We start from the raw sequence: 21,682 nt of genomic DNA, 5'->3' as shown, positions 1-21,682 counted from the left end.
GGGCCAGGGGAGGCGGCGCCCACCGCGGACGCTCGGCGGTATCGCCGGATGCCCGAGAGGCTATGCCGCGGCTGTCAGAACTGGTATCGGCGCAAACCCCCATCCACCGGGATCACCGCGCCGGTGATGTACGCCGCCCGCGGTGAGGCCAGGAAGGCCACCAGGTTTGCCAGTTCCTCGGGCTCGCCGTAGCGGCCCACCGGGATTTCGTGCTCGGATTGCCAGGCACGGTACTCCGGGGTGTAGTTGCGGAAGATCTGCTCAGAATGAATACGGCCGGGCGGGATGCAGTTGACGGTGATGCCATGCTTGCCCACCATGCGCGAGAGGCCCTTGGCCCAGCTGTGAATGCCGGCCTTGGCGCAAAACGCGCCGTTGATGTGTTCGGGTTCGCTCTTGCCGGTGATGTTGACGATCCGGCCCCACTTGCGCGAGATCATCTGGTCAATCAGCGCGTCGGCCACCTGGCGAGGACGGTGGAAGTTCAGGGTGATGGCCTCCTGCCAGGCCTCCTCGCTCACATGAAGCTCCTTGAAGCTGCGGGAGCCGCCAGCGTTATTCACGAGGATGTCCACATGGCCGAGCCCCGCCAGTGCCGCCGAGGTCAGGCGCTGGGCGGCGTCCTCGGCATACAGGTCACATTCAATCAGGACGGGCTGCTTGCCGCCTGCTGCGACGATTTCTGCGGACAGCTCCTGAAGCTTGTCCACCCGACGTGCGGAGACGGCCAGTTGCACACCTTCTGCCGCCAGCGTTTGGGCGATCGCGCGGCCAATGCCCACGCTGGCGCCCGTCACCAGGGCGGTCTTGTCTTTGAGTTGCAGGTCCATGAGTCTTGTCTCGAATTGATGGCAAATCGCGATGCCGCGCAGCGCAAGCCGATGATACGAGGGCAGTTGAGCTAGGCCCCTTTTCAGAATTGGTTTCAGCCAATGAAACACCGCCGCGCTATCATCGGACCGTGCCATTGCCTGACCCCACCCCGGAGCGCGCCACCCCCGAGGCGGGCGCCCGCCCTTCGCTGGAACTGTTCCGGCTGATCCTGGGTCATATCGGCCTGCACTCGGCGTTCTCGGGAATGCGGATGGCGACGCCCCTGCTCGCGCTCAGCCTGGGCTACGGGACGGCGTCCATCGGGGTGCTAATGGCGATGTTTGCCGCGGCGCAGATTGCCATCGCCTTGCCGGCTAGGCGTCTGGTGAATGACCGGGGCCTCAAGTTTTGCTTGACTCTGTGCGGCGTCAGCGCCGCCTCGGGCATCGGCTTGGCGGCGGCCTGGCCGGCGCTGCCGGCCCTGGGTCTGGGCGCACTGTGTTGCGGCGGTGCGATCGGCCTGTCGCTGATCACACTTCAGCGCCATGTGGGCCGAGCCGCCGCCTCCGACGCCGAGTTGCGCCGGGGCTTGTCCTGGGTGTCGATCGCACCGACGGCATCGACCTTCATCGGCCCTTTGCTGGCCGGGGCACTGATCGACAACGCCGGCTACCAGGCCGCCTTCATGGCCCTGGGCCTGCTGCCTCTGGGTAGCCTGGTGGCAGCCAGGTTGGCGCGGGAAATTCCGATGGCGCCAGCGCCCACGCAGGCTCCCTCCGCCCCGTGGTCGCTGCTTCGATTGCCTCACTTTCGGCAATTGATGGTGCTCAATTGGCTCATGAGCGCTTGCTGGGATTTGCATGGCTTCATGGTTCCAGTGATCGCCCACGAGCGCGGCATCAGTGCCTCGTCGATCGGCATGCTAATGGGTGCCTTCGCGCTGGCGGCCACCTTGAGCCGACTGGCCGTTCCCGCCATCGCCAGTCGGGCGCCCGACTGGCTAGTGCTGGCCATCGCCGTCACGCTCTCCGGTGCCCTGCTGGCGCTCTACCCGTTCCTGGAAAGCCTGCCATCGATGATGGCGTGCTCGTTCGCGCTCGGCGCGCTTTTGGGCGCCGTGCAGCCGCTGGTGATGATCCTGATTCACAAGGTGGCGCCCGAACACCGGCAGGTCGATGCCATGGCCTTGCGGATGATGATGTTCAACGGCTCGGGCATCGCCATGCCCATGGCCTATGGTGCAGCCGGCATCGCGCTGACGGCCTCGGGGGTATTCCATGCCGCTGGCGTGGTGGTTTTCCTCGGAGGTGGGCTGTGTATCCGGGCTGTCCTCGGGCTGCTGCGTGAGCAAAAAGAGGCCGAGAGAGCTCCTCCACCTGCTTGATGGGGCCGCAACGCCTCTGCGCTGGCGCAGCACAGATTCAGAACACAGGTTCAGAACAACGAGCCGACCATGCCACCTTCGACCGCCACAGTCGACCCGGTGACAAACCCGGCCTGCGAAGAGGCGAGGAAAGCGACTACCCCACACACTTCCGCCTGCTGGCCCATGCGGCCCAGGGGCGTCATCTTCTTGCGCGCCTGCATCTGCTCGGGCGTGTAGGCGGCGGCGCCCACACGGTGAGAGGTGTCGATCAGCGCCGGCGCCACACAGTTGGCGGTGATGCCGTACGCGCCGACCTCGTTGGCCAAATGGCGCACATAGGCGGTGACACCCGAGCGGAACACCGTCGACAGGCTGTGGTGCGGCATGGGCTGCTTGACCGAGGCCGAGGTGACGGCGACGATGCGCCCCCAGCCGCGCTCGGTCATGAGCGGAAGCATCTGGTTGGCGACCTGGATCACGCTCCAGAGCTGGTTGCGGTAGGCCTCGTGCCAGCGCGCCTCTTCGGTTTCCTGGAGCGTGGCGCGCAGCGGGTTGGGCGCGCGACCGGTGTTGAGCACAAGGATGTCGAGGCCACCGAATTCGGACTGGATGGTCTGCGCCAGTCGCAGGACGTCGGCGGGCACCAGCATGTCACCCGCCACCGCCAGAGCCCGCACACCGTGCGTGGCGGCAATCTCGGCGGCAGTGGCCTCGAGCTTGTCTGCACTGCGAGCGAAAAGCACCACATGCGCGCCCTCGGCGGCCAAGGTGTGGGCGATGTTGCGGCCCATGCCGCCGCTCGATGCGGTGACCAGCGCCACCTTGTCCTTGATGCCCAGGTCCATGGCGGTGCTCCGAAAAGGGTCAGGCAGCCGGGGCGGTGACGACCACCTCGTCACCCTCGACCGTGAACTGGTGCGGCATATCGGCCGATGCCCACTCCAGGTACTCCAGCACCTCGTCAAACTTGGCGGCACCCCGCTTGAGGACCTGGGGGCGGTAGTAGGCGTCCATGGCCACAGGCAGGAAGGACACCCGCTCGATGCCCTGCTTGGTCACGACCGCCTTGGCCAGCATGCTCAGGGTGCATGCCTTGCCATAGGGCATAAGCGGGAACTCCGGGTCCAGATCAATGTGGTTGCGCACTGCGCCATGAGCCCAGGCCGGTTCGCTCCAGGAGGGCGCCGGGAAGCCCTTGGTCATGGCAAACACGCCCAGGCTGTAGAAGATCGGCTTGCCACGGTACATCTCGATGGCCTTGGGCAGGTGCGGTGCGTGGCCGACCACCATGTCAGCGCCGGCCTCGATCGCCTGGTGGGCCACAGTGACCTGGTAGTCGCAGATCACACGCGGGATGCGGATGATGCCGGCGTGGAAGGCCAGGATGACGACGTCCGCCTCCTGCCGCAGGGCGCGGATGTCCTCGAGCAGCAGGGCCAGGTCTTTCGGGTCAGGTTCGGTGCGCACCCGCACCGGCTGGTGCGGACCGCGCGTCTCGTAAGCGGTCTTGACGCGGATCGAGGCCACACCAGGCTTGCCCGGGCCCGCCTCGGTGCCAGCCGTCGCCACGGCGGTCCAGCCGACGTAGGCCACTCGCACACCGTTTTTCTCGATGATGGCCGCCTTGCGCGCCTCGGCCAGGTCGCGGCCGGCGCCAGTGACTTGAATGCCTCTGGAGGCGAACAACTCACGGGTGTCCAGCATGGCCTCGACACCGGCATCAAAGCTGTGGTTGTTGGCCATGGTGACAGCGTCGAAACCGCCGTCGGTATAAATCTGCGCCATCTCGACCGGCTGTCCCACTTGCGGGGCTAGCGCGCTCTCGACCTTGCGGTCCGAGTAGGTGCGCATGCAGTTGACGAAGCGCATGTCGACCGATTGCAACGCGCCCAGGACGCCCTGGGTGTAGCCCTCGATCGGAAAGCCGTGCTTGGGACCGTGGGCGGGACCGCAGTCGCCGCCGATCAGCAAGGATGCAGAGGTAGGCATGGGATGTCTCGGTGATGAACAGTCGGAGATGGGTTCAGGTGGCTTATTTGGGCAGGAGCATGTCCACGATGACCCGCACCAGTTCCACGTAACTGCGGGCCACCACATAGAGCAGCCCGGTGCCGACCAGGACCAGGGGCGCCGCCCACAGGGCGCCTGTCATGAACACAGCCAGCAGGCCCAGAAGGAGCACGCCCACGGTCAGGACAAGAACGCCCCTGTCGCCATGTTTGACCAGCATGTGCAGGGTGCGATAGGTGGGCTGCGATCCGTCTTCCACGGCGTTCTCCTTCTTTCGATTCGAGGGAAAGTGTAGCATCGGCAACCATTCATCGGCATTCGTTTCATTGCTCGGAACCGGGTGGCGCATCGTCCGGCGACCGAGCCAGGATTCCGACCAATGGAATGAGTGCTGAAAATGAGAGATGCCTGTAGCATGCAGTCGCGATGGGCTGGGCACACGCCGCAGCGCCTCGCCAACGGGCATTCGCCAAAAAAACGATGGAGACACGCATGAAACCCGCACATCTGAACCGCCGTCAGGCCTTGGCAATGCCACTGGCGCTTCGGGGTTCGGCGGCCGGGCCGATTGACATGAGCCACACCGAAATGACCACCTTCGTCGCCCGGGACTTCAAGTACTGGGGCGAGGTGATCCGGGCGGCCAACATCAAGCCGGAGTAAGCACACCATGACAGCTCAAACGACCGAGCCGGTCAACTGCCCGCCGCTTGAAACTGCGGTCGTCCGCTTCATTCTGGGATTTAGCCCCGAGCATGTGACGCCCGAACTGCGGGTCATGGTCAGCCGGGTGCTGCGCGACCAGTTCAGCTCTCAGGTGGGCAATACCCGCCTGCCCTGGTCGAAGCAGGTCCGCGCCCTGATCGACGCGCAGCACATTCAGGGACGCAGCCGCATCATCAGCAGCCTGCAACAGGTCAGTGCGGCAGACGCGGCCTTCATCAACGCCACCTATGCCCACGGCTTCGAGTACGACGAAGGCCATCGCCCGAGCAACAGCCACCCGGGCAGCTGCGCGGTGGCCACGGCGTTTGCCGTCGGCGAGGAAGTGGGTGCCTCGCTCGACGAGGTGATCACCGCCATCCTCATGGGGTACGAGGTGTATGCGCGCATCGGCGTGCTGGCCGCGCCCGACCTGATGCAGCGCGGCTTTCACCCGGCCAGCGCACTGGCCAGCTTCGGCGCCGCCGCGGTCTGCGCCAAGCTTCGCAAGTTCGACGCTGAAACCACCCTGCACGCACTGGCCATTGCCCTGAGTCATGCCTCGGGCGCAGCCGAGTACGCGTCCACCGGCGGTTCGGTCAAACGGGTGCACCCGGGCATCGGGGTGCGCGGCGGGATGATGGCGGCCGACCTGGCCCGCGCCGGCATCACCGGACCGCGCGCATTTTTGAGCGGGGTCAAAGGCTTCTACAAGGCCTTTTTGCAGCGCGAACCGGCCGCTGATGCCGCGGCGCGCTTCGGCTTTGACAGCGCCTACGAAATTCGGCGCGGCGGCTTCAAGCGGTATTGCTGCTGCGGGGCTAACCACGCCGCCATCGACATCCTCACTGCGTATGCGGGGCGCCTGGCCGACATCGAATCGGTCTCGCTGCGCATCCCGCGTTTGAGCAACACCATGGTGGGGCTGGTCAACACCAACACCTACACCCCGGGCAATATCGAACAAGTGCAGTTCAGTCTCCCGGCGCAGGCGGCGTTTGCGCTGCTGGGCTACGGCAATGGCTATGGCGCCCACCTACGCTATCTTGAGGGCACGCTGGATATGGACCTCGTCTTGGCCACTGCGCGCAAGGTGCAACTGGTCGAGGCGACCGAGTACGACAAGCGCTACCCTGGGAAGTTCGTGACCGAGGCCACAGTGACCTTCAAAGACGGTAGGCAGGAAACCACCTTTGTCGAGAACTCCCTGGGCACACCCGACAACCCCATGGACGAGGCCGCCCACGATGCCAAGTTCCTGGAGCTCACAGTCGATGTGCTGGGTGAGGCCCGCGCCCGCGCCCTGCTGCAGACGCTGCACGCCCTGCCCTCGGACCTGGCGCCGCAAGCCCTCACCGCCTTGGCCGCCGCCGAGGCCCGCTGATTTCACCCCTAACCATCCAAGAGGAAGTTGACATGCAACGGCTTGAGACCGACGTCGCCATCATCGGCGCAGGCATTTCCGGTCTGGTAACCGCCCTGCGCCTGGCCGATCAGGGCGTGCGCTCCCTGGTGCTGGAAAAAGGCGCCGAGGACCGCTACCCGTGCAACACCCGCGTCGCGGGCGGCGCCTTTCACGTGGCCCACCGCGACGTGGCGGAAGACCCCGAAATCATTCGCAACGCGGTGGTGTCCCGCACCAAGGGCGCTGCGCGCGAGGACCTGGTCGATGCGCTGGTCAATGACATCGGCGGCGCGACCAAGTGGCTGCGTGAGAAGGGCGTTCGCTTCATCAAGGTCGGCCACGAAACCTACCGCCGGCACACGCTAGCGCCGCCGATTGCCACCCACGGCCGCCGCTACTGGGAAGGCCGCGGCGGCGACGTGCTGCTTCGCACGCTGGAAGCGGCCCTCATCAAGGCCGGCGGTGGCATTGTGCGTGGCACGCGTGCGCGCCAGTTGGTGATGGAAGGTGGCGCCTGCGTCGGCCTGCACGCCGAGCAGGCCAGCGGCCCGGTCGAGATCAGCGCGCGGGCGGTGGTGGTGTGCGACGGCGGCTTTCATTCCGACCCGGCACTCATGCGCGAGTTCATCAGCCCCGCCCCGGAGAAGATGTTGCAACGCAATGCCGGCACCGGCACCGGCGACGGCATCCGCATGGCCCGGGCGGTGGGCGCGCAGGTGGTGGGCATGGACCGCTTTTACGGCCACGTGATGTCCCAGGATGCGATGCACAACCCGGACCTGTGGCCCTTCCCGATGATCGACTTCGTCTGCGCAGCGGGCGTGGTCGTCGACGGCACAGGCCGTCGCTTCATGGACGAGGGACTCGGCGGCGTGACCATGGCCAACCGCATCGCGCGCCAGGCCGATCCACTGGGCGCCACCGTCATCTTCGACGCGGCGATCTGGAACGGCCCCGGCCGCGAATACCTGATCCCGGCCAACCCCACCCTGCTCTCCAACGGCGGCACGCTGCTGTCTGCCCCAGATCTGCCAAGCCTGGCGGCGCAAATTGGTGTGCCGGCCGACGCGCTAGCAGAAACCGTGCAGGCCTTCAATGCCGCGGTCGCTTCGGGGCAGGAGGCCGCACTCACGCCCCACCGCAGCACCGGCAACTACAAGGCCATGCAGATCCAGGGCGGCCCTTACCACGCGGTCAAGCTGTGTGCCGGCATCACTTACACCATGGGTGGCCTGGTCATCAACGCCGACGGCCATGTGCTTGATGCACAAGACCAGCCGATCCCGGGCCTGTACTCGGCTGGCTGCGCCGCGGGCGGCATCGAAGGGGGCAAGGGGGATGGGCAGGTGGCCTATGTGGGCGGCCTGACGCGGTCCACCGTGTTCGCGCTGCGCGCGGCCAACGAGCTCGCCCGCCAGCTCGTACCGGCTTGACACCCGCTGGCGCTGGCGCGCCCTCTCGCTTGCTCGCCCTCTCCCCTTTTTGGGCGCGAGGCGCCAGGGGGCTGGAGTACCATCGGCGACCCTCCGAAAAGGACCCCCCGTCATGATGCGCGCCGTCCAGCGAATTCTCGCCATCTTTGAGAGCTTCACACCCGAGGCAGACAGCCTGACGCTGCAGGAAATCGCCGACCGCATCGAGCTGCCCAAGTCGACAGCCTTTCGGATCGTGCAGAGCCTCGAGCAAGCGGGCTACCTGGTACGGCTCGAGAACCAGCAGTACTGCCTGTCGTTTCGCTTCACCCGCTTGGCCGGGCTGGTCAAGAGCACGCTGGGCATCCGGGAAATCGCCCGCCCGGTGATGGCAGAACTCTCCCACACCACCAAGGAAACCGTGTCCCTGCACACGATCAGCGGCCGCAACCGGGTCTGCATCGATGTGATCAACGGTATCTCGCCCCTGCGCAGCGTGGTCCAGCCCGGCGAACAGATCCCGTTGGGAGCGGGCTCCGCCGCCAAGGTATTGCTGGCCCACATGGCGCCGGGCGAGCTGTCGCCCCTGCTGACAGCCCTGGCGCGCAGCACCAAGCGCCCGAAGGCCGAACTCGCCACCGAGCTGAACCGCGTACGCGACGCGGGCTTTGCGGTGTCTCACGGCGAGCGCCTGCTCGGCGTCTCGGCGGTGTCGGCACCCATCAAGGACGTGAGCGAGCAGGTGCACTACTGCTTGTCGGTCAACGGCCCGAGTGTGCGCATGCAGTCGCACGAGAAAGACTACGCCAAGCTGGTGGTCAAGGCCGCCGCGAGCATCTCACGGCTCTATGGCGCGCAGACGCCGGTCTAGTGAAGCGCCCAATCGTCGATTCCACTGGTCGGAATCAATTCCGAAAAATTGACCCAGGGGCCTGATTGAACTAGAGTTCTTGCGTCGCCGCATGCGAGAGGCGCCTGCGGCCCACCCCAGGCCTGCGCGCGAAGGCGAGCCGGCGCTTCTTCCGTCACGCCGGCCCCAGACGGGCGGCTCCCATCCATCAGGCATGAAGACATTCGAGCATCTGTTCGAGCCACGCGCGATCGCGGTGGTCGGCGTTTCCGACGACAGCGCCCGTCCGGGCACACAGGCCCTGCGGGCCCTGGTCAAAAACGGTTTTCAGGGACGCCTCTTTCCCGTCAACCCCAAATACGAAGCCTTTGACGGACTGCCCTGCTTCGCCTCTATAGACGCCATCCCAGAGGCGGTCGACCTGGTGGTCATCGGGGTGCCGGCGGGCGGCGTGCTGGCGGTGCTCGAAAGCTGCGCGCGCAAGAAGGTCGGCTATGCCGTCATTTTGAGCGGCGGGTTTCGGGAAAGCGGGCCTGAGGGCATTGAGCGCGAGCGGCGTCTGCTGGAGATCGCCCAGACTGCAGGCATTCGCCTTCTGGGCCCCAACTGCCTGGGCTTTGCCAACATCCATGCCGGGGTCTACGCCGCCTTCGGCAGCATCACCCGGCCGCCCAAGCTCCAACGTGGCTCGGTTTCGCTGGTCACGCAAAGCGGCGGCTTTGGCTACAGCATCGCACTGGCCTGCGCCGAGGCGGGTATTGGCTTTCGCCATGTCATCGCGACCGGCAACGAAACCGACATCGACACCATCCAGTTGATCGACGCCTTGATCGACGACGAGGAGACGCGCAGCATCGTTGTCTATATCGAGGGCACGAGTGACGGCCGCGCCCTGCTCGATGTGGGCCGGCGCGCCCTGGCCGCCGGCAAGCCCGTGCTGCTGTGGAAGGGCGGCGTCACCGAACAGGGGGCCAAAGCCGCCGAGTCGCACACGGCCAGCATGACCGGCACCTACGACTTTTACCGGGCGCTGTTCCGGCAGACCGGCATCGTCGAAATCCAGGAGCTGCACGAAGCGGTCGACTACCTGCTGGCCTTCGAAGGCCGACGCTACCCCACAGGCAACGGCGTGGCGGTGATGGGCGTCTCCGGCGGGTCGGCCATCGTGTTCGCAGATGCAGGGGAGCGACGCGGCCTGCAACTGTGCGAGCTGTCTGCGCAAACCCAGCAGGCCCTGGCCGGCGTGGTGCCGAATATCGGCGCGGTACACAACCCGATCGACCTGACCGCCGGCTACTTTTCTGCCGCTAACCAGACCAAGCTCGAAACCGCCGTACGGGCCGCCCTGGCCGACCCGGGTGTACACGCGCTGTGCGTGAACCTGGCCACTACCGGCCAGGCCGGCAGCCTGGCCGCCGCGCAGGTGCTGGTCCGGGTGGCGCAGGAGAGCGCCAAGCCCATCGTGGTGTTTTCGTCGACGCCGGTCGCCGAGAACGCGCAGGCACTGGCCGAATTCGCCAAGGGCGCCGTGCCCGTGCTGCGTTCGCCCTCGCGCGCAGCGCGGGCCGTGGCCACGCTGGCCGACTATCACCGCATACGCGAACGCCTGCTGGCAGCGCCTGCCGCTGCCGAGTCGAACGTGGCTGGAGCCGCTCCCACGGTACAGGCCGGCAAGCCCCTGTCCGAAACCGAGTCGAAAGCGGTGCTGGCCGCTGCCGGCATTCCGGTCAGCCGCGACGTGATGGTGCCCGGCCCCGGCACGCTTTCGATTGAAGGCCTGCGCCTGCCCCTGGTGGTCAAAGTGGTCTCGCCCGACATCCCGCACAAGACCGAGGTCGGCGGCGTGCGCCTGGGCATCGCCAGCCAGGCGGCGCTTGATGAAGCCATTGCCGAGGTTCTGGCTAACGCTAGGCGACATGTCCCGCAGGCGCGCATTGAAGGCGCCCTGGTGTCGGAGATGGTCCGTGGCGGCTTCGAGCTGATTGCCGGCGTGGTCAACGACGAGGTCTTCGGCCCCGTGGTGGTGGTAGGTGCCGGCGGGATCTACGCCGAGGTCCTCAAGGACACCGCCTCGCGCATTGCGCCGTTTGATGAGGCCACCGCATTCGACATGCTGGGTGAACTACGCTGTCGTCCCATTTTGGACGGCGTGCGTGGCGCGCCCGCTTGCGACGTCGGCGCCATCGCTTCGGCCCTGGCCGCCCTCTCCCGCTTCGCCTGGGCACACCGTGACCAGGTGCGCGAGGTCGACATCAACCCCCTGTTCGCCCTGCCCGATGGCGTGGTGGCCGCAGACGCTCTGGTGGTGCCCCTATGACAACAAGCCCGGACAACCTGGTCCTGTCACACCGAGACGGCGGCCTGATGTGGCTCACCCTCAACCGCGCCGACAAGGCCAACGCGATGACGGTGGCCATGGTGGAAGGCCTCACCACGCACATCGTGCAGGCAGGCACCGACCCCACGGTGCAGGCGATCCTTCTGACCGGCGCCGGCGAGCGCGTGTTCTGCGCCGGCGTCGACGTGCGGGAGCAGCCGGCCGATGGCGACATGGCGCGCCAGCGCGAGCGCCGCTCGCATGCGCTCGCCGCCCTTCAGGACGCAGTGCTGGACACCCCCAAGCCGGTGCTGGTGGTATTGAACGGCATGGCCAGTGGCGGGGGCGCGATGATCGCCCTGCTGGCCGATGCCTGCGTGGCGGTGGACACGGCCGAAGTGGCGCTGGCCGAGATCGACATCGGCATTGCCACCTTCTCCGGCGCCAGCATTGTGGAGGCGGTCTGTGGCCTGGCCCACGCGCGCGACCTGGTCCAGAGCGGCCGCCGCATGCCGGCGCCTGAAGCCCGGCACATCGGCCTGGTGCGGGCCGTCGCACCACGGGCCGAGCTGGTGAGCGCCGCCACCGCCCTGGCCACCCTGCTGGGAAGCAAAAAGCCCACGGTCTTTGCCGACAACAAGCGCTGGATCAACCGCCGCGTCAAGGCCGCTCTGGCCGAGGCACGCCAGGAGCACGCGCGCCACCGGGCCCATTCCGCGCAGCAGGCCTCGCCCGCGTGAGCCCTGGATCGCAAACCCCCTTACGCATTTACCTGATTCATCGAGAACGCCGAGGAGAACACGTTGGCAGACCTTGAACTGGAAACCATCGGCCGTGTCCGCGTGGCACGGCTGAACCGGCCCGACAAGAAAAACGCACAAAGTGAGGAGATGCTCGATCTTCTGAGCGCCGCGCTGCGCGAGGCCGACGAAGATCCGGCCGTGGGCTGCTTTGTCATCACCGGTGCAGGCGACGCCTTTTGCTCGGGGGGTGACCTGGGCCGGCGGTCCAAGGAGCAGGAAGCGCGTGACCCGACACCGCTCGAGCGCAAGGAGCGCCTCGCCAAGGTCTCGCAGCGGGTGGCCCGGGCGGTGGAACTCTTCGAGAAGCCGCTCATCGCCGCGGTCAACGGCGCAGCGGTGGGCGCGGGCATGGACATGGCCCTGATGTGCGACTTCCGGGTCGCTGGCGCTTCTGCGCGTTTTTCCGAGGGCTACATCCGGGTGGGCCTGCTACCAGGCAATGGTGGCTGCTATTTCCTGCCAAGGATCGTGGGCATGCCCAAGGCCCTCGAGCTTTTGTGGACCGGCGATTTCGTCGATGCCGAAGAAGCCCTGCGTCTGGGCATGGTGAACCATGTTTATCCCGACGCCGAACTCATGACGCGCACCCTCGCCCTGGCTCAGCGCATTGCCGATGGTCCGCCGGTGCAGTTGCGTGACATCAAGAAGCTGACCTACCAGGCCCAGCACACCGACCTTCGCACCAGCCTGGAGTCCGTCTCGGCCCATATGGCCGTGGTGCAGTCCACCGAGGACTACAAGGAGGCCATCAAGGCCTTCAAGGAAAAGCGCAAGCCGGTGTTCAAGGGGCGTTGAGTCTCCGCCTGGCCCTGCGCCGGGGCTCGCTGGCCGCAGGGGGCCAAGCCCGCGTGCGGCTTACTCGCCCAGCTTCACATGCTTGGCGAAGGCCTTCCACTTGGCGGTGTCCTTCACGATGAACTGGCGGAACGACTCCGCGTCGCCCTTGGCGGGTTCGGCATAGAGCTTGTCCCGTACATGGGCGATGACCTCCGGGTTGGCGTTGACCTTCTGCAGGGCCTCGCTCAGTCGGGCGATCACCGCGGGCGGCGTCCCCACCGGGGCCGCCAGGCCGTAGTAGGTGTAGGGGTCGACGCCATCGAGTTCCTTTTGACCCGTCTCGCTCAGGCTCGGTACGTTCGGCAGGCTCTGCAGGCGCCGTGATCCCGTCACGGCGATGGCCTTGGCCCTGCCGGAGGCCACCGCCGACAGCCCCGCTTGCACCGTCGCCATGCCCATATGGACCGAGCCGGTGGACATACCGTTGATGATTTCTGTATCCGCCTTGAAGGGGATGTGCTCAATATTCATTTCGGTCAGCGTGACCAGGTACGCACTCTGGAGGTGGCTGGCAGAGCCCACGCCCGAAGAGCCGTAATTGAGCTTGCCCGGGTTGGCCTTCGAATGGGCGATCAATTCACGGATGTTGTTCACTGGCAGGTTGGCGCTGACCACGATCACGCCTGGCGACGTGGCGGCCATTCCGATCAGGACCATGTCCTTGAGAGGGTCGTAGGGCAGGTCGTTGCGGATGCCGGGGCCCTGGGAGAAGGCGCTGCCGGCCCCTAGCCACAGGGTGTAGCCGTCGGCCGGCGCCGCCTGCACGGTCTTGATCGCCAGGACCTGGCCGGCGCCTGGCTTGAAGTCGATCACCACCGGGGTATTGAGCACCTCGGAGAGCTTTTGCACGTAGTAGCGGCCGAAGGCATCGGTGCTACCGCCGGGGGCATAGCCCAGGATGACCTTGATCGGGCGATTGGGGAATGGCTGGGCCTGGGCCTGCGCCAGCCCCCCCAAGGCGAGGCTCGCCGCGCAAAGGCACAGGGCCAGAACCTTCTTGATGAACAAGGGAGAAGTCACGGCGTGCTCCGGAAGAAATTCGAGTGCCGGGCACCCCGCGAGCCTTCGCCCACGGGAACCCGTTTCTCAATCGGCTTGGATGTCCAGCCGCTTGATGAGGGGGCCCCACTTGGTGCGTTCGCGGCTCAGGAAGTCGGTGAAGTCCTGCGGCCTGCCGCCCTCGATCGCGGCGCCCTCGCTGGCCAGGCGTCCGGCGTAGCCCGGGTCACGCAGCGCGCGGTTGGCGGCGTCGTTGATGGCAGCGACCAGGGGCGCGGGCGTACCCGCCGGCGCGAGCAGGCCATAGGCCAGGCTCACCTCGAAACCAGGCAGCGATTCGGCCACGGTGGGCAACTCGGGCCAGCTGGGAAGGCGCTTGGCTGCCGTCACGGCCAGGCCCCGCACCCGCCCGCCTCTGGCCAGCGACCGCGCCTGGGGAACGCTGTCGAAGTACATCTGGATTTCGTTGGCGATCAGCGCAGTGGTGGTTTGCGCGTTGCCACGGAAAGGCACATGGGTGAGGTCGAGGCCGGCGCGGTCTTCGAGCAGCTCGCCCGCAAGGTGCTGGGTGGTTCCGATGCCGCCTGACCCGAAATTGAGCGTGCCGGGCTTGGCCTTGGCGGCCGCCACCAGGTCGGCCAAGGTCCGATAGGGGCTGTTCTCCGGCACCAGCAGCACGAGGGGAAAGTCTGCCAGTTTGATCAGCGGGATGAAGTCCCGCTCCGGGTCGTAGGGCAGCTTCTTCGTCATGAACTGGCTGATGGCCAGGATCGGGTGGGTGGCAAAGAAGATGGTGTAGCCGTCCGGCTTGGCCCGGGTGACGGCACTGGCCGCCACCGCGCCACCCGCGCCCGAGATATTCTCGATGTTGACCGGCTGCTTCCACACAGCAGCGAGGCGCTCCCCGATCAGCCGGGCCTGGGTGTCAGACCCCCCGCCCGGCGGGAAGGGAACGATCATGCGCACCGGCTGCGCGGGGTAATTGGCCGCGCTCGCTTGCGCCCACACCGAGGGCGCAGCGCAGGCCGCTGCCGAAACAATGAATTCACGTCGACCTAGGCTCAGAGTCATGGTTAAACCTCCACCATTTCAAAATCTACTTTGCCGCACGAGCAATCGGGGCAGATCCAGTCCGCCGGCACATCGGCCCAGCGGGTCCCGGGGGCAATGCCATGATCTGGCATTCCCTCGGCCTCATCGTAGACAAAGCCGCACAGCACGCAAAGCCAGGCCTTGAATGGCCCCGGGTCTCCTGCGGACGCTGCTGCGTTCTCGCTGTCGTTCATTGCTCCTCCTTCAGGTGCCGTGTTGCGAGAGGGGTCATGCAGGTTCGGCCTGACCGCGCAACTCACGCAGCTGGCCACCTTCTGCGGCCACCTTCGCCAGCAAGGCGCTGGGCTTCCAGCGTGGCCCATAGGCCTCGTGCCACTGGCTCACCTGCCGATAAATGGTCGCCGCGCCCACGCTGTCGGCCCAGAACATGAGTCCGCCCCGGTGGCGAGGAAAGCCGAATCCGTGCAACCACATCGCGTCGACGTCGCTGCCGCGATAGGCCTTGCCTTCTTCCAGGATGCGGCAGGCCTCGTTGACCGAGGCGAACAGCTGCCGCTGCAGGATTTCCTCGTCGCTGAAGCTACGCTGGGTGATCCCCAGTTCGCGGGCGACCGTGCCAATGATGTCTTCGACCGCCGGGTCGACGTGGGGCGTTCGGTCGCCGCGCTCATAGCGGTACCAGCCGGCGCCCGTCTTCTGTCCCTTACGGCCCATATCGACGAGGCGATCGGGGACGTGCAGCTTGCGGTAGTCCGGGTTGGCCGCGGCACGGCGCTTGCGGCCCTCGTAGCTCACATCCAGACCGGAGATATCGTTCACCGCGAAAGGACCCATCGGGTAGCCGAAGGCCACCATCACCCGGTCTATCTGCTCGGGCCGCGCGCCTTCTTCGAGCATCAACATCAGCTCGGTCATCATCGGCGTGCGGCTGCGGTTGGCCACGAAGCCGTCGCAGGAACCGGCCACCGCGCAGGTCTTGCCCATGTCCCGCCCCATCTTCATGGTGCGCATCAGCGTGTCCATGGAGGTGCGGGGACCGCGCACCACCTCGCACAGTTTCATCACGTTGGCCGGCGCGAAAAAGTGCGCGCCCGCCACGTCACCTGGGCGCCCGGTGGCGGCGGCCATCACGTCGATGTCGATGGCCGAGGAGTTGGTCAGAAGCAGCGCGCCCGGCTTCATCACCTGGTCCAGCCGCGCAAAGACCTCCTGCTTGATGTCGACGCGCTCGAACACGGCCTCGATCACCGCGTCGCAGTCGGCAATGTCCTCGTACTGCATCACCCCGCGGATGCGCCCCAGGCATTCGTCCATGGCAGGCTGAGACAAACTTCCGCGCTTGACCCGGGTGGCATAGGTGTCCCGAATTCGCTGCAGGCCCCGCTCCAGGGCTTCGGCGCTGGACTCCAGCACGCGCACCGGCACCCCTGAGTCGGCAAAGGCGATCGCAATGCCACTGCCCATGGTGCCCGCCCCGATGACGGCGGCCGAGCGCACCGGATCAGGCCGCGCATCCACCGGCGCGCCGGGCAGTTTAGCGGCTTCGCGCTCGGCAGAAAAGGCATAGCGCAGGGCACGCGATTCGTCGGAGTTTTCCAACTCGTTGAACAGGGCTTGCTCGAGCGCGATGCCCTCGTCCAGGGTGGCCGTGGCCGCGGCCTCGACGCAGGCCAGTGCATGGCGACCGGCCAACAGCTTGAGCGACTTGGCCGGCGCGGCTTTGCGCAGGGATGCGGGAAATGCGGGGTCAGAGGTCGCTGCCGCGATGCGGTCGGTGCGTTCACCCACCCGGGGCAGTGGGCGGACCGCGGCCACCTGCCCGGCATAGGCAATGGCCTGGGCGCGCAGTGCCTCGTACCCGTCCGCGTCGACCACGGTGTCAACCAGGCCGAGCGCAAGCCCCTGGGCGGCCGTCAGCTGCCGGCCGGAGAGGATCAGGTCGAGCGCCAGCTCGGGGCCCACCAGACGAGGCAGGCGCTGTGTGCCGCCGCCCCCAGGAATCAGACCCAGCTTGATTTCGGGCACGCCCAGGCGCGCGCGCGCGGTGGCGATGCGGTAGTGGCAAGCCAGGGCGTGCTCCAGACCGCCGCCGAGCGCGTAACCGTCGATGGCGGCGGTAACGGGCTTGGCGCAGGCTTCCAGCGCCGCGGCGCTGGCACGGGTGGAGACAGGGCGGACCTTGCCAAATTGGCGAACATCGGCACCGGCAACGAAATGGGCGCCAGCGCCCATGACCACGATAGCGGTGACCGCGGCGTCTGCAGCGGCCCGCTCGACACCGGCCATAAGACCCTCGCGCATGCCAGGCGCCAGGGCGTTGACCGGCGGGTTGTCGAGGGTGATGACGGCGACACCGTCCACCACCTCGTAGCGAGCAAACTCTCTCTGATCCATGTTGTCCCCATTGGGGCCGCCAGCAGGGCGGCAGCCCGGCCGCACAGGGGCAGCCGCAATTCGGGCGGATGCTATCATGAGTTCTGTTGTTCAATATAGGTTTCGACTACCGGAACCGCCTTTGTCAATCGACAGGAGGGACGCACCCGTGAGCATCAAGGGCAAGGCCTACATCGTGGGCGCATACGAGCACCCGCTGCGCAAGGCGCCAGACCATTCGGTGGCGCAGTTGCATGCGGAGGTCGCCAAAGGCGCGATTGAAGACGCCGGGCTGTCCCGGGACGACATTGACGGATTTTTCTGCGCCGGCGACGCACCCGGCGCTAACGCCTGGTCCCTGGCCAATTACCTCAACCTCAATCGCCTGCGCCATGTGGATTCAACCGACATGGGCGGCTGCTCCTATCTGATTCACGTGGCCCATGCGGCCGAGGCGATTGCCGCGGGCAAGTGCAACGTGGCCCTGGTCACCCTCGCTGGTCGCCCCAGCTCGGAGGGCATGTCAGGCACGCAGGTGCGGGTACGGGGAGTCAACCTGCCGGACGCGCCCTTTGAAATGCCCTACAACCCGGTGACGGTCAACCTGTATGCCATGGCCGCGATGCGGCACATGCATGAATTTGGCACCACCTCGGAGCAACTCGCCTGGGTGAAGGTGGCCGCGTCGCACCATGCCCAGCACAATCCGCACGCCCTGCTCAGGGACGTGGTGACGGTCGAGGACGTGCTGGCCTCGCCCATGATCTCGGACCCGCTGCACCGCCTGGACTCCTGCGTCGTCACCGACGGCGGGGGCGCCATCATCATCGCCCGGCCGGAAATTGCGCACACGCTCAATCGGCCGCGCGTTCGCTTGCTCGGGTGCAGTGAATCGACCAAGCACCAGGCCGGCGGCCGGCTCGACCTGAGCTACACCGCTGCGGCCTGGACCGGGCCACGCGCCTTTGAGGAAGCGGGCGTGACCCCAGCCGACATCCAGTACGCCTCGATCTACGACAGCTTCACGATCACCGTGCTGCTGCAACTGGAGGACCTGGGCTTTTGTGCCAAGGGCCAGGGCGGCCGCTTTGTCGCCGACGGCAACCTGATCTCCGGGGTGGGCAAGCTGCCGTTCAACACCGACGGCGGCGGCCTGTGCAACAACCATCCGGCCAACCGCGGCGGAATGACCAAGATCCTGGAGGCCGTGCGGCAGCTGCGCGGCGAGGCCCACCCACGGGTGCAGGTACCGGGCTGCTCGCTGGCACTGGCCACCGGGATTGGCGGCCTGATTGGCCACCGCCACGGGTCTGCCACCGTCATCCTCGAGAGGGAGTAAGCCATGCCCACTTTCACCGCCGAACGCAAACTCTTCGACACCGCGCTCAATCCGGGCGATGCACCCTACTTCGACGCTGCGGCCCAGGGCCGCTTGCTGGTCAAGCGCTGCAAGGCCTGCGGCGAGGTCCACCACTACCCGCGCGCGCTCTGCCCCTTTTGCTGGAGCAGCGAAGTGGAATGGATGGACACGCGCGGCACCGGCACCATCTACACCTACAGCGTCACCCGCCGGGGCGCCGGGGCGCCCTATTGCATCGCCTATGTGACGCTTGACGAGGGGCCGGTGCTCATGACGAACATCGTGGGCACCGACCTCGACGCGGTACGCATCGGCCAACGGGTGCAGGTGACCTTCCAGACCACCGAAGGGGGGACGGCGGTGCCCATGTTCACGCCGGTCACGCAAGGATCGGCGCCGTGAGCAGCGCCGGGGACCGTGGTTTGAACGGGGCGCCGGGCTCCACGATGGCCCTCTACAGCGCCGTCGATTCGGTGCTGACGCACCACGACCTGAACCTGGCGACCACCGCGCTGACCGAGCGCGCCCAGGTGCGACTGCCGGCCAAGCTGCAGTACGCCTGGCCGCACCCGACCCTGCCGGTGTTCTACACCAGCAGCAGCGACGGCGGGCCGCGCGTGCCTTCCACCACCGACCATGTCTGCGCCTGGACCGTCGCCGCGGACGGCAGCCTGCAGCCGCATGGCGAGCCTCGCACGCTGCCGGTGCGGGCGGTGCATATGTGCGCCGATCCAGGCGGCCGCTTTCTGGTCAATGCCCACAACCTCGGGCATGGCCGGCTGACCCTCCATGGACTCGAAGCCGATGGGCGCGTGGGCGACGAGATCGCACAAGCCCCTGGCCTGGAATTTGGCACCTACCCGCATCAGGTGCGGGTCTTCCCCTCCGGCCGGACGGTGCTGGTGGTCGACCGGGGCAACAAGGCCACCGAGTCCAAGCCCGAGGACCCGGGCGCCTTGCGCACCTTTGGCGTCCGCGACGGCGTTCTGAGTGCAGGCCAAGTGGTGGCGCCCCAGGGCGGCTACGGCTTCGGGCCACGTCATGCGGTCTTCCACCCGACCCGGCGCTGGATGTACCTGTCCGATGAGCGCCTGAACCGGCTCTATATGTTCCGCTTTGACGCCGAAGACAGGCTCGAGGCACAGCCGGCTTGGACGCTGGAGACGCTGGCCGACCCCGTCCATGTGCGGCCCCGGCAGATCGCCGGGCCGATTCATATGCATCCGTCGGGGCGATTCGTCTACCTCGCCAACCGGGCCGACCAGACGGTGGAAGTGAACGGCGCTCGCGTTTTCGGCGGCGGCGAGAACAACATCGCCGTCTTCCAGATCGATCCTGATACCGGCGAGCCCACGCGAGTCCAGCATGCGAACACCGAGTCGATCCATGTGCGGACCTTTGCCTGTGACCCATCGGGCCAGCTCCTGGTCACGGCCAGCATCAAGCCCCATGCGGTGCTCGAAGGTGGCCAGGTTGTGCCGGTGCCCGCAGCGCTGACGATCTTCCGCATCGGCGGGGACGGACGGCTGGCGTTCGTACGGCGCCAGGCGGTGGACACCCCCCCTGGCGAGATGCTTTATTGGATGGGAATTGCGGCTCGGCCGGGCGCCTGAGGCGGCACCAGCCCTGCGCCTGCTCCTGCCACCCAGCAGACCGCGTGCAGGCCCATGAGTTTCGACCAATGAAACCGGTGCTGTCCAACAAAACCTGCGTGCTATCATCCAGCCGCTATCCGAAGAGGACCCAAACATGATCCATACGCGCAGCTCAACAGACGCCCTGGCCCAACGAGCCGATGTCATCTCGCCTGGTACCGGCATCCGCCACTGGGGTACCGTGTTCTTCGGTCCGCGCTCGTCGGCCGCCCGCGCGCCCGGCCCGCAGGCCACGATGTCCGACCTGAACCCGGGCGAAAGCATCCTGCCGCACTTCCATGGTGTGTCGATGTTCCAGCTGTTCGTGGACGGCTCGGGCACCATCGGCAACCGGGGTCAGGAGCTCAAGGCACTGACCATCCAGTTCAAGGACCATCACACCGCCTACGGCCCGATCGTGGCCGGCCCCAACGGGCTGTCCTTCGTGGCGCTGCGCATCTTCACCGGCAACTCGGAGCCGGTCTACCTGGACAAGCCGGGCTACCGCGAGCGCCTGCGGCCCAGCAAGCGCCGCAACGTCACCTCGGATCCGGTCATTTTCTCTGTAGACCCGGTGATGGAGCACCGCGAGCAAGCACAGTGGGAGACGCTTCTGGAAGATCCCGCCGACGGCATGCGCGCACAGGTTGTGCGCCTGGGCGCTGGCATGGCTGTCCAGGGCCCGGACCCGCGCGCCGCGGGCGGCTACTACGTGTTCGTGGGCAAGGGCAGCATGCACCATGACGGCCAGGACCTGCCCAAGTGGTCCATGGTCGCCGTCGAGAACGAAGAGACCGGCTTCGAGATCCGCGCCGGCGCCAAGGGCCTGGAGGCATTGGTGCTGGAATACCCCCGCGGCGATCTGGACTGAACCGGACGCAGGGGAACCGCATGATGCGGTCGGTCCAGCGCATCCTGGCCATCCTCGAAAGCTTCACAGCCGAGGACAACTGCCTTTCGCTGCATGAAATTGCCGGCCGCATCGCACTGCCCAAGTCGACCACCTTCAGGCTCGTGCAGAGCCTGGAGGAATCGGGCTACCTGATTCGCCTCGAAGACCAGCGCTACTGCCTGTCTTTTCGCATCACCCGCCTGGCCGGGATGGTGCGCAGCACCCTGGGCATCCGGGAGATCGCCAGGCCCCTCATGCGCACCTTGGCCGAGCGCACGGGCGAGACCGTCTCGCTCTATGCCGCTGACGAGGGCATGCGCGTCTGCATCGATGCCGTCGCCACCGCCCTGCCACTGCGCAGCGTCAGCCAGCCCGGCGAGCGCGTCTCGCTCGCACGGGGCTCAAGCTCCAAGGTGCTGGTGGCCTTTGCCAGGGATCCCAAGCCCTTGTCACCGATACGGGCCGAAATGGCCAAGCTGGGCAAAATGACAGAGGCCCAGGTTCGGGCGGAACTCGAACAGATCCGCCAGCAGGGCTATGCGGTCTCGCATGGCGAGCGGGTCCTGGGCGTCGCGGCGGTGTCGGCCCCCATCCGCGGCCTGGACGACGAGGGCCACTACTGCCTCTCGGTCGCAGGCCCCCTGGTGCGCATGCAATCGCGCGAGCGGGAGTTCACCCGCCTCGTGGTGCAGGCAGCGTCCGAGATCTCCTGGCTTTATGGGGGCAACGCGCCGCCGTGAAGCACGGCACCGGCGGCCGGCCGGCGCGGTGAAGTACGAGGTTTCCGGCGGCTGCGAGGCAGCGCTCAGTCGTCGCTCAGTCGGCGCCCAGCGCCAATCGATTGGGCTGCCGTTTC

21 protein-coding genes are annotated in these 21,682 nt (G+C 66.8%); 13 read left to right on the top strand and 8 right to left on the bottom strand.

The features are described from left to right. Positions 1–74: 74 nt before the first annotated feature. Positions 75–830 carry an SDR family oxidoreductase gene (locus QE494_RS05870; RefSeq protein WP_300041982.1) on the bottom strand — a complete coding sequence of 252 codons (756 nt, stop codon included), beginning with the start codon at positions 828–830 and terminating at the stop codon, positions 75–77. Positions 831–961: 131 nt separating this feature from the next. Between QE494_RS05870 and QE494_RS05865 the strand changes: the two genes are divergently transcribed. Continuing rightward, complete coding sequence (locus QE494_RS05865) at positions 962–2,197, top strand: MFS transporter (protein ID WP_300041981.1); 1,236 nt, start codon at positions 962–964, stop codon at positions 2,195–2,197. Between the two features lie 50 nt (positions 2,198–2,247). Here QE494_RS05865 and QE494_RS05860 read toward each other — a convergent pair whose 3' ends face one another. The 3 genes from QE494_RS05860 to QE494_RS05850 are packed head-to-tail and all read right to left on the bottom strand — an operon-like array spanning position 2,248 to position 4,448. After that, the gene (locus QE494_RS05860) at positions 2,248–3,024 is read right to left on the bottom strand and encodes an SDR family oxidoreductase (RefSeq protein ID WP_300041979.1); all 777 of its coding nucleotides are present in this window, start codon (positions 3,022–3,024) and stop codon (positions 2,248–2,250) included. Positions 3,025–3,043: 19 nt separating this feature from the next. Continuing rightward, positions 3,044–4,168 (bottom strand): CapA family protein, encoded by a 1,125-nt coding sequence (locus QE494_RS05855; protein ID WP_300041978.1) that lies wholly within the window; start codon positions 4,166–4,168, stop codon positions 3,044–3,046. Between the two features lie 43 nt (positions 4,169–4,211). Continuing rightward, the gene (locus tag QE494_RS05850) at positions 4,212–4,448 is read right to left on the bottom strand and encodes a hypothetical protein (protein ID WP_300041977.1); all 237 of its coding nucleotides are present in this window, start codon (positions 4,446–4,448) and stop codon (positions 4,212–4,214) included. Between the two features lie 233 nt (positions 4,449–4,681). Between QE494_RS05850 and QE494_RS05845 the strand changes: the two genes are divergently transcribed. The 7 genes from QE494_RS05845 (at position 4,682) to QE494_RS05815 (ending at position 12,473) form a co-directional block, all read left to right on the top strand. Beyond that, positions 4,682–4,852, top strand: a complete 171-nt coding sequence (locus QE494_RS05845; RefSeq protein WP_300041976.1) for a hypothetical protein — start codon at positions 4,682–4,684, stop codon at positions 4,850–4,852. Between the two features lie 7 nt (positions 4,853–4,859). Then, a complete protein-coding gene (locus QE494_RS05840) occupies positions 4,860–6,275 on the top strand; it encodes an MmgE/PrpD family protein (RefSeq protein WP_300041975.1) in 1,416 nt (471 codons plus the stop codon). Positions 6,276–6,307: 32 nt separating this feature from the next. Then, complete coding sequence (locus QE494_RS05835) at positions 6,308–7,729, top strand: FAD-dependent oxidoreductase (RefSeq protein WP_300041974.1); 1,422 nt, start codon at positions 6,308–6,310, stop codon at positions 7,727–7,729. Positions 7,730–7,841: 112 nt separating this feature from the next. Then, complete coding sequence (locus QE494_RS05830) at positions 7,842–8,579, top strand: IclR family transcriptional regulator (RefSeq protein WP_300041973.1); 738 nt, start codon at positions 7,842–7,844, stop codon at positions 8,577–8,579. 193 nt (positions 8,580–8,772) lie between these two features. Continuing rightward, the gene (locus QE494_RS05825) at positions 8,773–10,875 is read left to right on the top strand and encodes an acetate--CoA ligase family protein (protein WP_300041972.1); all 2,103 of its coding nucleotides are present in this window, start codon (positions 8,773–8,775) and stop codon (positions 10,873–10,875) included. After that, on the top strand, positions 10,872–11,615 hold the full coding sequence (locus QE494_RS05820) for an enoyl-CoA hydratase/isomerase family protein (RefSeq protein WP_300041971.1): 744 nt from the start codon (positions 10,872–10,874) through the stop codon (positions 11,613–11,615). Before QE494_RS05825 ends, QE494_RS05820 begins: the two co-directional genes overlap by 4 nt. A 63-nt stretch (positions 11,616–11,678) precedes the next feature. Beyond that, positions 11,679–12,473, top strand: coding sequence for an enoyl-CoA hydratase/isomerase family protein (locus QE494_RS05815; protein WP_300041970.1), 795 nt, complete (start codon positions 11,679–11,681; stop codon positions 12,471–12,473). Between the two features lie 60 nt (positions 12,474–12,533). Here the strand turns inward: QE494_RS05815 and QE494_RS05810 are convergent, their stop codons facing one another. The 4 genes from QE494_RS05810 to QE494_RS05795 form a co-directional block, all read right to left on the bottom strand. Then, positions 12,534–13,535, bottom strand: a complete 1,002-nt coding sequence (locus QE494_RS05810) for a tripartite tricarboxylate transporter substrate binding protein (protein WP_300041968.1) — start codon at positions 13,533–13,535, stop codon at positions 12,534–12,536. A gap of 66 nt (positions 13,536–13,601) precedes the next feature. After that, the gene (locus QE494_RS05805; protein WP_300041966.1) at positions 13,602–14,585 is read right to left on the bottom strand and encodes a tripartite tricarboxylate transporter substrate binding protein; all 984 of its coding nucleotides are present in this window, start codon (positions 14,583–14,585) and stop codon (positions 13,602–13,604) included. 2 nt (positions 14,586–14,587) lie between these two features. After that, positions 14,588–14,800: a rubredoxin gene (locus QE494_RS05800; protein ID WP_369289722.1), complete on the bottom strand. Its 213-nt coding sequence runs from the start codon at positions 14,798–14,800 to the stop codon at positions 14,588–14,590. Between the two features lie 34 nt (positions 14,801–14,834). Next, positions 14,835–16,961, bottom strand: coding sequence for a 3-hydroxyacyl-CoA dehydrogenase NAD-binding domain-containing protein (locus tag QE494_RS05795; protein WP_300041965.1), 2,127 nt, complete (start codon positions 16,959–16,961; stop codon positions 14,835–14,837). A gap of 148 nt (positions 16,962–17,109) precedes the next feature. Here QE494_RS05795 and QE494_RS05790 point away from each other — a divergent pair, with 148 nt between their 5' ends. From QE494_RS05790 to QE494_RS05770, 5 genes are all read left to right on the top strand, one after another. Continuing rightward, positions 17,110–18,279: a thiolase domain-containing protein gene (locus tag QE494_RS05790; protein WP_300041964.1), complete on the top strand. Its 1,170-nt coding sequence runs from the start codon at positions 17,110–17,112 to the stop codon at positions 18,277–18,279. 3 nt (positions 18,280–18,282) lie between these two features. Next, positions 18,283–18,702, top strand: coding sequence for a Zn-ribbon domain-containing OB-fold protein (locus tag QE494_RS05785; protein ID WP_300041963.1), 420 nt, complete (start codon positions 18,283–18,285; stop codon positions 18,700–18,702). Then, entirely contained in the window at positions 18,699–19,913 is a 1,215-nt protein-coding gene (locus QE494_RS05780; RefSeq protein WP_300041962.1) for a beta-propeller fold lactonase family protein, read from the top strand. Before QE494_RS05785 ends, QE494_RS05780 begins: the two co-directional genes overlap by 4 nt. Positions 19,914–20,049: 136 nt before the next feature. Next, the gene (locus QE494_RS05775; RefSeq protein ID WP_300041961.1) at positions 20,050–20,805 is read left to right on the top strand and encodes a hypothetical protein; all 756 of its coding nucleotides are present in this window, start codon (positions 20,050–20,052) and stop codon (positions 20,803–20,805) included. Between the two features lie 20 nt (positions 20,806–20,825). Then, positions 20,826–21,566, top strand: coding sequence for an IclR family transcriptional regulator (locus tag QE494_RS05770; RefSeq protein ID WP_300041960.1), 741 nt, complete (start codon positions 20,826–20,828; stop codon positions 21,564–21,566). Positions 21,567–21,682 lie beyond the last annotated feature (116 nt).

Source organism: Ramlibacter sp. (genome assembly GCF_029866045.1).
In the GTDB taxonomy this organism is placed as follows: domain Bacteria; phylum Pseudomonadota; class Gammaproteobacteria; order Burkholderiales; family Burkholderiaceae_C; genus Ramlibacter.
This window is presented reverse-complemented; position numbering and strand designations above follow the sequence as displayed.

Bases quoted from the DNA above. Each gene is read 5' to 3' on its own strand.
- QE494_RS05870 (WP_300041982.1), bottom strand. From the start codon at position 830: ATGGACCTGCAACTCAAAGACAAGACCGCCCTGGTGACGGGCGCCAGC.
- QE494_RS05860 (WP_300041979.1), bottom strand. From the start codon at position 3,024: ATGGACCTGGGCATCAAGGACAAGGTGGCGCTGGTCACCGCATCGAGC.
- QE494_RS05855 (WP_300041978.1), bottom strand. From the start codon at position 4,168: ATGCCTACCTCTGCATCCTTGCTGATCGGCGGCGACTGCGGTCCCGCC.
- QE494_RS05845 (WP_300041976.1), top strand. From the start codon at position 4,682: ATGAAACCCGCACATCTGAACCGCCGTCAGGCCTTGGCAATGCCACTG.
- QE494_RS05840 (WP_300041975.1), top strand. From the start codon at position 4,860: ATGACAGCTCAAACGACCGAGCCGGTCAACTGCCCGCCGCTTGAAACT.
- QE494_RS05835 (WP_300041974.1), top strand. From the start codon at position 6,308: ATGCAACGGCTTGAGACCGACGTCGCCATCATCGGCGCAGGCATTTCC.
- QE494_RS05830 (WP_300041973.1), top strand. From the start codon at position 7,842: ATGATGCGCGCCGTCCAGCGAATTCTCGCCATCTTTGAGAGCTTCACA.
- QE494_RS05825 (WP_300041972.1), top strand. From the start codon at position 8,773: ATGAAGACATTCGAGCATCTGTTCGAGCCACGCGCGATCGCGGTGGTC.
- QE494_RS05820 (WP_300041971.1), top strand. From the start codon at position 10,872: ATGACAACAAGCCCGGACAACCTGGTCCTGTCACACCGAGACGGCGGC.
- QE494_RS05805 (WP_300041966.1), bottom strand. From the start codon at position 14,585: ATGACTCTGAGCCTAGGTCGACGTGAATTCATTGTTTCGGCAGCGGCC.
- QE494_RS05800 (WP_369289722.1), bottom strand. From the start codon at position 14,800: ATGAACGACAGCGAGAACGCAGCAGCGTCCGCAGGAGACCCGGGGCCA.
- QE494_RS05795 (WP_300041965.1), bottom strand. From the start codon at position 16,961: ATGGATCAGAGAGAGTTTGCTCGCTACGAGGTGGTGGACGGTGTCGCC.
- QE494_RS05785 (WP_300041963.1), top strand. From the start codon at position 18,283: ATGCCCACTTTCACCGCCGAACGCAAACTCTTCGACACCGCGCTCAAT.
- QE494_RS05775 (WP_300041961.1), top strand. From the start codon at position 20,050: ATGATCCATACGCGCAGCTCAACAGACGCCCTGGCCCAACGAGCCGAT.
- QE494_RS05770 (WP_300041960.1), top strand. From the start codon at position 20,826: ATGATGCGGTCGGTCCAGCGCATCCTGGCCATCCTCGAAAGCTTCACA.